We start from the raw sequence: 12,443 nt of genomic DNA on the forward strand, positions 1-12,443 counted from the left end.
GGTCGACGGCGCGCGCGGCTGCTCGCGACGGCGTCGGCTGGGGGGAGTCGATCGTCATGGGCACCACCCTGCCCGATCTGTGGTTGCGGGGCATCCGGAAATCCCCTGAGGGATCCCTTGGTTTCGAGGCTCGCTGCGCTCGCACCTCAACCAGCGGAGGGCAGCAGCAGGGCGGCGTCGCCGAACTCGTGCCAGAGGTAGCGGGCCTCGGTCGCTGCGGCGTAGGCGCGCTGCGTGAGCTCGGCGCCGGCCACCGCCTCGACGAGGAGCAGGTGGGAGGCCTCAGGGTCGTGCCAGCCGGTGATGAGGCCGTCGACGACCCGCGGGGGGTCGGCCGGAGAGACCACGCGTGAGGTCCACCCCCGCGAGGCGACGACCCGGGTGACACCCGAAGAGGTCTCGACCGCCGACTCGAGCGCTCGCGTCACGGTCGTTCCGACGGCGACAACCCTGCCGCCGGTGGCCTTCGCCGCGTTGACCACCGACGCGGTGGCCGCCGTGACCTCGAAACGCTCGTCCTGCGGAGCTTCTCCGGCCTCCTGCGAGGAGACCCCGGTGTGCAGGGTCACCGGCGCGACCATGACACCCCGCGCCACGAGCCGCGTCACGAGCTCGTCGGTGAACGGGCGGCCGGCTGATGGCATCTCGGCGCTGCCGGGCCGGTGGCCGAAGACGGTCTGGTAGTCGCTGAGGGGATAGCGATCGGCGAGGTAGCCGTAGGAGATGGGTCGGCCGTAGTGACGCGCCACGGCAGCCATGTCGCCGCTCACGGTGGCTTGCCACAGCCGGTTGCCGTCGCCGGTGGGCGAGGACGTCCTCGGGTACGCCGCCAACAGCTCCACCTGCACGAGCCCGGCCGCGACCGCGAGCCGGTCACCGGGCCGGGCGTCGAGGACGGCACGATCGGCATCGGGCGCGCGTCGTACCTCCACCACCCACGTGCCGTCGGGGAGGGGCGCGGCGACGTGGAGCACGACCGGTCCGTGCCGGTCCGAGACGGCGTCGAGCTGGCCGGCGACGGTCGCGGAGTCGTTGACGACGACGACGTCGCCCGCCTGGAGGTGGTCGGTGAGATGGGTGAAGCGCGTGTGGGTGATGCCCCGGGTGCCGTCGGCGACCAGTAGTCGTACGCGGTCGCGGCGCACACCGCGCCGCTCGGCAGGAGCGGGGGCGAACGTGGACCGCGGTGCCGCGAAGGAGGTCGTCGGTCGTTCGTCGAGGAGCGGCATCTCAGGCTCCCGCCCGCTCGACGACGCGCGGCACGGCGCGAAGGGCCGGGAAGTCGGCGGCGCGGTAGCGGCCCGACGGGGGACGGCTCGCCAGGAGGGCAAGCAGGTGGGGCACGACCGTCTCCGGCAGCGGCCGGTCGGAGATGTCCTCGCCGGGAAACCAGTCCTGATGCATCTGGGTGCGCATGTCGCCGGGGTCCACGGCATAGGCGGTGATGGCGTCGTTCTCGGCCGCGAACGTCAACGTGATGTGGTCGAGGCCCGCCTTGGAGGCGCTGTAGAGGCCCCAGCCGCCGTAGTGCTCGACGGCCGCGTCGGAGGAGATCGACAGCAGCACGCCCCGCCTGGCTACGAGGCGGGGAAGCATCAGGCCGGTCAGGACCAGGGGAGCGCCGACGTTGTGACGCCAGACGTGCTGGAGGTCCTCGGGCGTCGTGTCGGCCAGGAGGCGGTAGCGGCGCTCGCCCGACACCGGGCCGAGCGTGCTGGCGTTGTGCACGAGCAGGTCGAGTCCGCCGTGGGCGTCGACCGCTGCCGCAAGGGCGTCGCGGTGGTCGGCGTCGGTCACGTCGCCGGGGATCGCCGTGATCCGGTCGGATGCGGGGAGCGAGTCGAGGGTCGAGAGCCGTTCGGCGTCGCGGCCGTCGGTGACGACGTGCCAGCCCTGCTCGGAGAGTGCGGCGACGAGGGCGCGGCCGAGGCCGGCGCTGCCGCCGGTGATGAGTGCGGTCTTGTTCGTGTGTTCGTTGGTCACGCCATCAATCGTGAAACTTCAAGCGAAGTTGAAGTCAAGCGGTGTTCTGCAGATCACGCGGAAAGTATTCGCAAGAGTGATGCGGAGGAGCGCGTCTGGGGCGACGATCGGGACATGCGCTCATGGGGAAGGCGAGTGTCTGTCCTCGCCGCCACCTTGCTCCTCGCCGGTGGTGCCGCGGTCGGCCAGGGACCTGCCACCGCCCGACCGGTCATCGAGGCGCCCTCACTCGCGCAGCCGGCCATGAAGATCCGCGTACCGCTCGTCGCTGCCCCTGGAGACGTCCCGCCGGCCATCATCGGCAGCCCGACCGCGATCAGCGGCGCGACCTACAAGGTCTACGACGACACCAACGCCCTGGTCCTGACCGGCACGGTGGCCACAGCGACCGTCGCACCGTCGGCCGACCGCGACGCCCACGAGGTGTGGTCCCACTACTACTCGGCTCCGCTCAACGCGCTGACCCCCGGGCGCTACCAGGTCCGGGTCAACGGCGTGAGTTCTGCCTACTTCGACGTCGCGACCGGTGCCTGGGGCGACGTCCTCGCCACCCTGCTGCCCGTGTTCCGCGCCAACGCGGACGGCAGCGAGCCGGCGACGCCGTACCACGGGCCGAGCCACCTCAACGACGCCACGTCGAAGATCGCCAACGGTCCCCACGCCAACACCGCCATCGACGTCCGGGGCGGCTGGATGGACGCCGGCGACCAGCTGAAGTTCACCCAGACGATCGCCTTCGCGACGGCGATGCTCGAGCTGGCCGGCCGCAACGAGGCAGCGACGCGCTCCACCCTCTACGCGAAGGCCGCGATCGGGATCCGGTTCCTCCTCAAGGCGCACCCGACCTCCGACATCTTCGTCACCCAGGTCGGCAACGCGACTATCGACCACAACTACGGCTTCCGCGACCCGGCCACCGACGACGCCTCGGCCACCCAGGGGATCTCCCACCGCAAGACCTACGTGATCAACGGGTCGACGACCGGTGGGTCCGACGTCGCCGCGATCGCGGCTGCGGCTCTCGCGCTGGAGGCCGAGCACCGGGGCGGTGCCTACCGGACCCAGCTGCTCACCGCAGCCGAGGAGTGGCTGGCGAAGGCCGAGGCGCTCAAGAAGGTGTGGATCAACTGCTGCTACCAGCAGGACACGTGGCGCGACGACGTGGCGTTCGCCCACGCCGCATTGTGGCGCGCGACCGGCGACGCGGCGCACGCCCAGGCCGCGCTGGCTGCGCTCAACACCGCCACGAGCGGAGGTGGCGACGGCTGGCGGATCACCGCCGACGGCTACGACATGGCCGCGCTGCCCGCCGCCGAGCTGTGCGGAGTGCTGGGCGCGCCGGGGGCACCCGCAGCCATCAGGAACCCGGCTTGCGCGATCCTGGTCGCCGGTGGGGACAACTCCGCGTGGGAGGTTGCGAGCCGGACGGGCTTCGGTCGGGCCGGGCAGCCGCTGTGGGGGGCTGTCCGCAACGATCTTGCCTCCGCGCTCGCCATGGAGCTCGCCGACCGGGAGGGATCGCAGAACTTCACTGCGAGCAGGCGGCGGGCGACCGGGTGGTTCCTCGGCGTCAACCCGTGGGGCGTGCGGATGCAGGTCGTCGGCAGGTCCGGCGCGGCCGCCGTCACCGGCGGCGTCACGGGGGTCTACCACTGGACGACGGGTATCGGCGCTCCCCGGATCACCGGAGCGGTGCCCGGCGGCCCGGACACCCAGGCGGAGATCGACTCCCAGCGGGAGTGGTGCTGCGCGCCGATCGTCCTCTCGAGCCTCGACACGCCCGAGCAGGTCTACCACCGTGACGACGCCGAGGACTACGTGATGAACGAGATCGGGTTGGCCTACAACGCGCCGGGACTGTTGCTCTTCGCGTTGCTCTCAGCGGGCTGACGAGCCTTCTGGCAGGGTTGCCCCATGGCGGGATCGTTCGTGGGGGCCATCGACCAGGGCACGACCAGCACGCGGTTCATGGTGTTCGACCATGACGGTGCCGAGGTCGCGCGCCACCAGCTCGAGCATGAGCAGCTCCTCCCACGTGCTGGCTGGGTCGAGCACAACCCGGTCGAGATCTGGGAGCGCACGTCCGCGGTCGTGCAGACCGCGCTGGGCAAGGCCAAGCTCGACGCCTCGGATCTCGCGGCGATCGGCATCACCAACCAGCGCGAGACCACCCTCGTGTGGGACCGACGGACCGGGCGTCCGTTGCACAACGCGATCGTGTGGCAGGACACGCGCACCGACGGGATCGCCGCGGCGCTCGACCGCGACGGGCGCGGCGACGTGATCCGGCACAAGGCGGGACTGCCGCCGGCGACGTACTTCTCGGGCGGCAAGCTGCAGTGGATCCTCGACACCGTGCCCGGTGTGCGTGAGGCGGCCGAGCGCGGCGACGCGCTCTTCGGCACGCCTGACACCTGGGTGCTCTGGAACCTCACCGGGGGACCTGACGGCGGCGTCCACGTCACCGACGTCACCAACGCCAGCCGGACGATGCTGATGGACCTCGAGACGTTGCAGTGGGACGAGGAGCTGCTCGGCTTCTTCGGCGTCCCGCGGGCGATGCTGCCCGAGATCCGTGAGTCGTCAGCGACCACTCCGTTCGGCACGACCCTCCGCAACGGTCCCTTCGGCGGCGAGGTGCCCATCACCGGGATCCTCGGCGACCAACAGGCCGCCACCGTGGGTCAGGTCTGCTTCGCGCCCGGCGAGGCCAAGAACACCTACGGCACCGGGAACTTCATGCTGCTCAACACCGGCACCGAGATCGTCCGGTCCAAGGCCGGCCTGTTGACGACGCCGGCCTACCAGCTCGGCGCCGATCCGTGCGTCTACGCCCTCGAGGGATCCATCGCGGTGACCGGATCAGCCGTCCAGTGGCTGCGCGACCAGCTCGGCATCATCAGCGGTGCCGGCGAGTCCGAGGCGCTGGCACGCCAGGTCGACGACAACGGCGGGGTCTACTTCGTCCCGGCGTTCTCTGGGCTCTTCGCGCCCTACTGGCGTTCCGACGCGCGCGGTGCGATCGTCGGTCTCTCGCGGTTCAACACCAACGCGCACCTGGCGCGTGCCACCCTCGAGGCGATCTGTTACCAGTCGCGCGACGTGGTCGAGGCGATGACAGCAGACAGTGGGGTCGAGCTCGAGGTGCTGAAGGTCGATGGGGGAGTCACGGCCAACCGCCTGTGCATGCAGATCCAGGCTGACGTCCTCGGTGTACCGGTGAGCCGCCCGGTCGTCCCCGAGACGACCGCCCTCGGGGCCGCCTACGCGGCCGGCCTGTCGGTCGGCTTCTGGTCGAGCACCGACGAGCTGCGCCAGAACTGGCGGGAGGACACCCGCTGGGAGCCCGAGTGGGGCGAGGACCGGCGGGCCGAGGGCTACGCCCGGTGGCAGAAGGCCGTGCAGCGCACCCTCGACTGGGTGGACGTGTGATGACGCCCGCCGCGCTCTCGCCCCGAGCCCGCTCGGCCGCGCTGAAGAAGCTGTCCTCGCAACAGTTCGACGTCCTCGTGATCGGCGGCGGCGTCGTCGGCTCCGGCTGCGCGCTCGACGCCGCGACCCGGGGTCTGAAGGTCGGCCTCGTCGAGGCTCGGGACTTCGCCTCCGGGACGTCGAGCCGGAGCTCCAAGCTGATCCACGGCGGCCTGCGCTACCTGGAGATGCTCGACTTCCGTCTCGTCGCCGAGGCGCTGAAGGAGCGGGGCCTGCTGACGCAGCGGCTCGCGCCGCACCTGGTGCGCCCGGTGGCGTTCCTCTACCCGCTGACAGGCCGAGGCTGGGAGCGCTGGTACGCCGGATCGGGCGTCGCGCTCTACGACGCCATGTCCAAGGCGAGCGGCTACGGCACCGACACCCCGGTCCACCGGCACCTGACCCGCCACGGTGCGCGCAAGGCGTTCCCGTCGCTGCGCAAGGATGCGCTGGTCGGCGCGATCAAGTACTACGACGCGCAGGTCGACGATGCGCGGCACACGATGTTCCTCGCCCGTACGGCGGCCACCTACGGCGCTGCCGTCGCGAGTCGCACGCGCGTGCTCGGCCTCATCAAGGAGAGCGAGCGCGTCGTCGGCGCCGAGGTGATCGACCTCGAGACCGGCCAGCGGTTCGAGATCCGTGCCTCGCAGATCATCAACGCGACGGGCGTGTGGACCGACGAGACGCAGGCGATGGCGCGCGAGCGCGGGCAGTTCCACGTCCGGGCGAGCAAGGGCATCCACCTGGTGGTGCCGCGCGACCGGATCCGCGGAGAGACCGGGCTGATCCTGCGCACCGAGACGTCGGTGCTGTTCGTGATCCCGTGGAAGCGGCACTGGATCATCGGCACGACCGACACGGAGTGGGAGCTCTCGAAGGACCACCCGGCGGCCAGCTCGAGCGACATCGACTACCTGCTGGAGCACGTCAACCGGGTGCTCGAGGCGCCCCTGACCCGCGACGATGTCGAGGGCGTCTACGCAGGGCTGCGACCGCTGCTGCGGGGCGAGGATGCCGCGACGTCGAAGTTGTCGCGCGAGCACGCCGTCGCCCACTCGGTGCCGGGACTCGTCGTCGTCGCCGGCGGCAAATACACGACCTATCGGGTGATGGCCGCCGATGCTGTCGACGAGGCCGTCCGCGGACTCGAGATCGCCCAGGGGAAGACCGTCGGTCAGTGCGTGACGGAGAACATCCCACTGGTCGGCGCCGACGGTTTCCACGCGCTCTGGAACCAGCGCCGCACGCTGGCTGCGCAGTCCGGGCTGGCGATCAACCGGATCGAGCACCTCCTCGAGCGCTACGGCTCCTTGGTCCTCGAGGTTCTCGACCTGATCGCGGCCGAGCCCGACCTCGCCGAGCCGCTCCCCGGCGCGGAGGAGTACCTCCAGGCCGAAGCGGTCTACGCGGTGACCCACGAGGGCGCCCGGCACCTCGACGACGTGCTGACGCGTCGCCTGCGGGTGTCCTTCGAGACCTTCGACCGCGGGGTGGCCGCGGCGCCCTACGTCGCGGACCTGGCCCGCGGTTACCTGGGGTGGGACACCGAGCAGCGCGAGCGCGAGGTCGAGCACTACGTCAAGCGCGTCGAGGCCGAACGTGAGAGCCAACGGCAGCCCGACGACCACACGGCCGACGCCGCGCGCAAGGGCGCGCCCGACGTCGTACCGGTCTCCCACGTCGCCGAGACCATCGACGACGTCCTGACCTGAGGCAGCCTCAGGGCACGCGGAGCGCGGCCGGGAGCGCGACGGTGCCGCCGAGCACCGTCGCGACGAGATCGGCGTTCTTGAGGAGAGTGGTCAGCCGGCCGACGGAGGCCGCGTCGAAGTAGCGCGCCGGGCCGCCGGTGCAGACCGCCGGCACGACCACGACGTACGACGCCGTGCTCAGCCCGCCGATGGAGAACGTGCCGTTGGGCGCGGTCACGGCGGTGCGGGCGGCGAGCGAGCCGTTGCGGGCCCGAGCCTGGACCTTGCACCCGGCGATCGGCGTCGCTGTGCTGTCGATGAGTCGCCCGGTGATCGTGGCACCGGCGTCGAGGACCGCTCGGATGCCTCCTGTCACGTCGCCGTCGACCGTGATCGGGGTCGCAGCGCCGAGCCCGACACCGTCGGTCTTGTTGCGCCAGAACTCAGCAGCGAACGGCGACGTCGCCGTCTCGCGGTGGAAGCCCACGCGGTAGTCGCCCCGAGGCAGCTCGCGGAAGCGGTAGAAGCCCTCGGGGTCGGTCATCCGACTGAGCGCGACACGGCCGCTGCGGGTGTAGAGGTCGACCCGGACCGGGGCCGTCGCGCCGGTCACCTGGCCGCGGATCTCACCGGCCCGGTCGGTGACGATGTCGACCCCGCTGGTCGTCTGGCCGGCGACGACGTCGATCGGTTCGCCACCGCGGGGCGAGGGGCTGTCGCCCAGGCAGGTCTGCGGGAACGCCGGCACGAACTCCGGTGCCTCGTGGTGCACGCAGATGACGTAGCGGCCCGTCGGCAGCTGTCCCATCCGGTACTCCCAGTCGCTCCCGACCCCGGTCGGCACGGAGTCACCGGTCGCCGTGGCCACCCACTCACCGTCCACCTCGCGGTAGGCGGTGGGGACGGGGTATCCCTCGGCGCCGAGGTACATGCTGGGGAAGTTGCCGGTCACGAACCCGGCGGGACCGGGGGAGAGGTCGATGCCCGTGCGCGCTTCTCCCGTCGTCACCACCACGTCGGTGGCATCGTCGAACGACGAACCCTGCTGCCAGCAGCCCGTGACGATGTCGTAGCCGGAGACGCAGAGGCGATAGGTGTCGGCGTCGAGGCCGGCGATCGTGTAGCGGCCGTCGCCGCCTACCGTCCCGTAGTCCGTGGTCTCCCAGCGGTTGTTGCGGTAGCGCGCGATGCTCACGTAGGTCGGTTCGGTCGACCCGGGGGGCAGCGTCACCGTCCCGGCGATGCTGGCGCGTCGCGCGAGCCGGAAAGCGATCGCCGGGTCGGCGCCGGGACGGAGCACCAGCTCGGTGGCGCTCGCGAGGTCGGTAGCGTCGCGCCAGCACTCGGGGATAAAGGCGCGCGGGACGCCGCTGAGGCAGAACCGGTAGGTGCCCGGGTCGAGGTCGGTGATCGTGAAACTGCCGTCCGCCTCGGCCTGTGTCCCGCGGCGGGTCTCCCAGGTGCCGTCAGGCGCGCGGCGGTAGGGCATCACGTAGGCAGCGACTGCAGCGCTCCCCTGACCCGTGATCGTGCCATGCACCGCGGTCTCGGCGGGGAGACGCGGCGTGAGTTCGGTCGTGACGCCTTCCGTGATGGCCACGTCGACACCACCGCGGATGTCGTAGGCGCCCTTCCAGCAGCCGATGCCTCCCGCCTCGGCCCACTCGTAGAGGTCGTCATAGGCCGTCCGGAAGCAGGCGCGGTAGGTGCCCGCGGGGATGCCCGTGATGTTGAACTCGCCAGGATCCAGGTTGTCCCAGGACGTGACCGTGCGCGTGAGCGCGAGGTGCCACGTGTCGGGACCGTCGGCCTGGTAGAGGTCGACGCGGAAGTAGGTGGACGGTTGCCCGTCTGGTGTCTTGAGCACGCCGTGGAGCGTGCCGCCGGCCGCGTGGGCGGGCAGGACTGCGAACAGGGAGACGATCACTGCCAGCACGAGAGCGAGTCCGAAGACCGGCGCCCGACCGGCGCGGAGGCCGCGGGGCATGAAGGGGACCCTAACCCGTAATCTCTGGCCATGGACCTGGATTTGAAGGACCGCGTCTACATCGTCACCGGCGGCACCCGGGGCCTGGGTCGGGCGACCGCCGAGGCGCTGGCCGCCGATGGCGCGCGCGTCGTGGTCTCAGGTCGCTCGCAGGGCAACGTCGACTCCGCTGTCAGCGCCCTGTCGGTGCTCGGTGGTGACCGGGTGGTCGGGGTCGCCGCCGACAACGCGGCGCCCGACACACCCGCACGCCTGGTCGCCGCCGCCCAGGACCGGTGGGGGCGCCTGGACGGTGCTCTCGTGAGCGTCGGTGGGCCGCCGCCCGGTCGGTTGAGCGCGATCACCGACGAGCAGTGGACGGCCGCCTTCGCATCGGTCTTCCTCGGCGGCGTACGACTGGCACGCGAGGTCGGCGCCGCGCTGGGTAAGGACGGTTCGCTCGCTCTCGTGCTCTCGACGAGCGTGCGCGAACCGGTCGCCGGGCTGACCGTCTCCAACGGCTTCCGGCCGGGCCTGGCGATGGTCGCCAAGGATCTCGCTGACGAGCTCGGCCCGCGCGGTGTGCGGGTCAACGGGCTCCTTCCCGGCCGGGTCGGCACCGAGCGGGTCGCGGAACTCGACGAGGCCACGGGCGACGCCGACGCCGCTCGGGAGCACTGGCGCGAGCGGATCCCGCTGCGCCGCTACGGCGCGCCGGCCGAGTTCGGGCGCGTCGCCGCCTTCCTGCTCTCGCCGGCTGCGTCCTTCGTGACCGGCACGATGGTGCCGGTCGACGGCGGGATGTCGCGCTCGCTCTAGGCCCTAGGGCACGTTGGTGAGGACTTCACAGCCGCGCGCCCAGTCGGCGTCCGGCCCACCGTCGCAGGTGTCGGTGCCGAGACTGGCGGTGATGGTGTCCTGCCCTGCGGCTCCGTCGACCGTGTCGTCGCCGCGGCGCGCCCGGATGTAGTTGCCGTTGGAGTCGCCGGTCAGGGTGTCGTCGTACGGGCTGCCGCTGAGGTCCTCGAAGCCGACCAGGGTGTCGTTGCCGGTCGCGCCGCCGGTGAGCTGCGGGCCGCTGATCGCCAGCGAGACGGTCACTGCCTTGGGCGAGGTTCCGTAGCTCACCTGGTCGGCTCCGGTGCCGCCGTCGATCATGTCGTCGCCACCACCGCCCTGGATGGTGTCGTGGCCGCCCATCCCGCAGATGAGGTCGTCACCGCGGAAGGCGAAGATGACGTCGTCACCGGCGGTGCCGAGGATGACGTCGCGCTGCCCGGTGGGGTGCTGGCCGAGGCCGAGGTTGACGGTGATGCCGGCGCCGAAGCAGGTAGGTCCGCCGGCCGTGGCGGGCGCGGACCCCGACGTTGTCAGGGTCGCGCTGGCGACGGCGAGGGTGCTGACGATGACCAGGGGGATTCTGCGGGGGAGCATGCGGCCAGGATGGCTCGGATCCGCCGTCCGTGGGTCGAACCCACGGAAAATTCACTCAGCTGGTTCGGCGGGCGCAGCGCCGCCGGCACGGGGCCGCTGGCCCCGTGGTCCGTTCTTGCGCTCGTCGTAGGCCAGGTAGCCGAATCCGCCCATGGCGAGGACGCCGAAGAACCACCACTGGAGGCCGTAGAAGAAGTGCGGCCCCTCGCCGAGGTCAGGTTTCTCGGCCGGTTCGAGGGAGTCGGTCGGGGCCGGGTCCTCGGACAGCAGTTCGACGAAGCCGCCGTAGACCTCGCGGTCGAGTGCCTCGCCGATCGCCTCGCTGGAGATGGCGCGCATGCCCCCGTCGGACACGTAGGTGCTGTCGCCCTCGCCGTCGGCCCGCACCCAGCCCGTGATGGTGACCTCGCCGCTGGGCGGTGACGGGGCGTCGGCCACCGGGTCGAAGCGCGGGTCGTCGGTCTCGATCCACCCCCGGTCGACGACGACCGCGGTGCCGTCGGCAGTCACCAGGGGTACGACCACGTCCACGCCGGGAGCTCCGTCACGCGTCCGGTAACGCACGATGAGGGAGTCGTCGACGTCGTAGGTGCCCGTGGCCTCGATGACGGTGTATTCGTCGCCCTTCGAAACGCTCCGGCCGGCCGCGAGGACGTCGCCGACCGGCACCGGATCGTCGCTTTCGTTGGCCTCGATGATGGCGTTGTTGTCACGCCGGTCGTCGAGTCGCCCGAACTGCCACTCGCCGAGCCACCAGGTCCCGTAGGCCAGCACGATCACGGCGAGGAAGAAGAGGATCCACCGGCGGCTGACCAGGAATCGCCACGAGGACAGCCACTCACGCACGGGCACCACGGTAGGACCCCCGTGGATGTGTCGGTGACCCGGCCTATCCTGGTGGGATGCAGCCCCTCGTCGATCGCTACGGCCGAGTCGCGACCGACCTCCGCGTGTCACTCACCGACCGCTGCAACCTGCGCTGCTCCTACTGCATGCCCGCCGAGGGCCTCGACTGGCTGCCCGGCGAGGATCAGCTCACCGACGACGAGGTGGTGCGGCTGATCACGGTCGCGGTCGAGCGCCTCGGTGTGCGCGAGGTGCGCTTCACCGGAGGCGAGCCGCTCGTGCGCCGCGGGCTGGTCGACATCGTGCGCCGGGTGCGTGCGCTCGATCCCGAGGTCGAGCTCTCGATCACCAGCAACGGCATCGGTCTGGCCCGCATGGCGGGCGCCCTGGCCGAGGCCGGGCTCGACCGGGTCAACGTCAGCCTCGACACGGTCCGGTCGGAGGTCTTCCAGGAGATCACGCGCCGTGACCGGTTCACCGACGTGGTCGAGGGGCTCGCGGCGGCCGAAGAGGCCGGGCTGCGCCCGATCAAGGTCAACGGCGTGCTGCTCCGCGGCGTCAACGACGACCAGGCGCCCGAGCTGCTCCGCTGGTGTCTCGAGCGCGGCTACCAGCTGCGGTTCATCGAGCAGATGCCGCTCGACGCACAGCACGGCTGGTCGCGCGACACCATGGTCACGGCCGACGAGATCTTCGCGCAGCTCGACCGCGAGTTCGCGCTGACGCCGGCGACGGAGCCGCGGGGGAGTGCTCCCGCCGAGCTGTTCCTCGTCGACGGCGGGCCCGCGACCGTCGGCGTGATCGCTTCGGTCACCCGCCCGTTCTGCGGCGACTGCGACCGGGTGCGGCTCACCGCCGACGGCCAGGTGCGCAACTGCCTCTTCGCCCGCGAGGAGTCCGACCTGAGGGGCGCGCTGCGCGCGGGCGCGTCCGACGCCGAGCTTGCGGAGCGTTGGCTCGTTGCCATGGCCGGCAAGGCCGCCGGTCACGGGATCGACGACCCGACCTTCCTCCAGCCCGACCGGCCGATGTCGGCCATCGGTGGCTGA

10 protein-coding genes are annotated in these 12,443 nt (G+C 71.4%); 5 read left to right on the top strand and 5 right to left on the bottom strand.

Annotation, left to right across the window (positions count from 1 at the left end):
- Positions 1-146: 146 nt before the first annotated feature.
- Positions 147-1,229 carry an S-adenosylmethionine:tRNA ribosyltransferase-isomerase gene (locus F0U44_RS19350; RefSeq protein ID WP_149730030.1) on the bottom strand — a complete coding sequence of 361 codons (1,083 nt, stop codon included), beginning with the start codon at positions 1,227-1,229 and terminating at the stop codon, positions 147-149.
- Position 1,230: 1 nt separating this feature from the next.
- On the bottom strand, positions 1,231-1,983 hold the full coding sequence (locus tag F0U44_RS19355) for an SDR family NAD(P)-dependent oxidoreductase (protein ID WP_149730031.1): 753 nt from the start codon (positions 1,981-1,983) through the stop codon (positions 1,231-1,233).
- Between the two features lie 135 nt (positions 1,984-2,118).
- On the opposite strand from F0U44_RS19355, the gene F0U44_RS19360 reads away from it, so the two are divergent.
- Genes F0U44_RS19360 through F0U44_RS19370 form a run of 3 tightly spaced genes read left to right on the top strand, consistent with a single transcriptional unit; the run spans position 2,119 to position 7,169 of the window.
- Positions 2,119-3,873, top strand: coding sequence for a glycoside hydrolase family 9 protein (locus F0U44_RS19360; protein WP_188113572.1), 1,755 nt, complete (start codon positions 2,119-2,121; stop codon positions 3,871-3,873).
- Positions 3,874-3,897: 24 nt separating this feature from the next.
- A complete protein-coding gene (gene glpK, locus F0U44_RS19365) occupies positions 3,898-5,415 on the top strand; it encodes a glycerol kinase GlpK (protein ID WP_149730033.1) in 1,518 nt (505 codons plus the stop codon).
- Positions 5,415-7,169 (top strand): glycerol-3-phosphate dehydrogenase/oxidase, encoded by a 1,755-nt coding sequence (locus tag F0U44_RS19370; protein WP_149730034.1) that lies wholly within the window; start codon positions 5,415-5,417, stop codon positions 7,167-7,169. The genes glpK and F0U44_RS19370 overlap by 1 nt, the downstream gene beginning before the upstream one ends.
- 7 nt (positions 7,170-7,176) lie before the next feature.
- On the opposite strand, the gene F0U44_RS19375 is transcribed toward F0U44_RS19370, so the two are convergent.
- The gene (locus F0U44_RS19375) at positions 7,177-9,135 is read right to left on the bottom strand and encodes a carboxypeptidase-like regulatory domain-containing protein (RefSeq protein ID WP_149730035.1); all 1,959 of its coding nucleotides are present in this window, start codon (positions 9,133-9,135) and stop codon (positions 7,177-7,179) included.
- A 30-nt stretch (positions 9,136-9,165) separates the two neighbouring features.
- On the opposite strand from F0U44_RS19375, the gene F0U44_RS19380 reads away from it, so the two are divergent.
- Entirely contained in the window at positions 9,166-9,933 is a 768-nt protein-coding gene (locus F0U44_RS19380; protein ID WP_149730036.1) for an SDR family oxidoreductase, read from the top strand.
- 3 nt (positions 9,934-9,936) lie between these two features.
- Here the strand turns inward: F0U44_RS19380 and F0U44_RS19385 are convergent, their stop codons facing one another.
- Together F0U44_RS19385 and F0U44_RS19390 are read right to left on the bottom strand one after the other, a co-directional pair.
- Positions 9,937-10,548, bottom strand: coding sequence for a hypothetical protein (locus tag F0U44_RS19385; RefSeq protein ID WP_149730037.1), 612 nt, complete (start codon positions 10,546-10,548; stop codon positions 9,937-9,939).
- 51 nt (positions 10,549-10,599) lie between these two features.
- Positions 10,600-11,394 (bottom strand): SURF1 family cytochrome oxidase biogenesis protein, encoded by a 795-nt coding sequence (locus tag F0U44_RS19390; RefSeq protein WP_246160670.1) that lies wholly within the window; start codon positions 11,392-11,394, stop codon positions 10,600-10,602.
- 56 nt (positions 11,395-11,450) lie between these two features.
- Between F0U44_RS19390 and moaA the strand changes: the two genes are divergently transcribed.
- Positions 11,451-12,443, top strand: coding sequence for a GTP 3',8-cyclase MoaA (gene moaA, locus F0U44_RS19395; RefSeq protein ID WP_149730038.1), 993 nt, complete (start codon positions 11,451-11,453; stop codon positions 12,441-12,443).

The sequence above is a fragment of the Nocardioides humilatus genome (assembly GCF_008373755.1).
Lineage (GTDB): Bacteria > Actinomycetota > Actinomycetes > Propionibacteriales > Nocardioidaceae > Nocardioides > Nocardioides humilatus.

What these genes read in the sequence shown, in the direction of transcription:
- F0U44_RS19380 (WP_149730036.1), top strand. Translation starts at nt 9,166, where the DNA reads ATGGACCTGGATTTGAAGGACCGCGTCTACATCGTCACCGGCGGCACC.
- F0U44_RS19385 (WP_149730037.1), bottom strand. Translation starts at nt 10,548, where the DNA reads ATGCTCCCCCGCAGAATCCCCCTGGTCATCGTCAGCACCCTCGCCGTC.
- moaA (WP_149730038.1), top strand. Translation starts at nt 11,451, where the DNA reads ATGCAGCCCCTCGTCGATCGCTACGGCCGAGTCGCGACCGACCTCCGC.
- F0U44_RS19370 (WP_149730034.1), top strand. Translation starts at nt 5,415, where the DNA reads ATGACGCCCGCCGCGCTCTCGCCCCGAGCCCGCTCGGCCGCGCTGAAG.
- glpK (WP_149730033.1), top strand. Translation starts at nt 3,898, where the DNA reads ATGGCGGGATCGTTCGTGGGGGCCATCGACCAGGGCACGACCAGCACG.
- F0U44_RS19375 (WP_149730035.1), bottom strand. Translation starts at nt 9,135, where the DNA reads ATGCCCCGCGGCCTCCGCGCCGGTCGGGCGCCGGTCTTCGGACTCGCT.
- F0U44_RS19350 (WP_149730030.1), bottom strand. Translation starts at nt 1,229, where the DNA reads ATGCCGCTCCTCGACGAACGACCGACGACCTCCTTCGCGGCACCGCGG.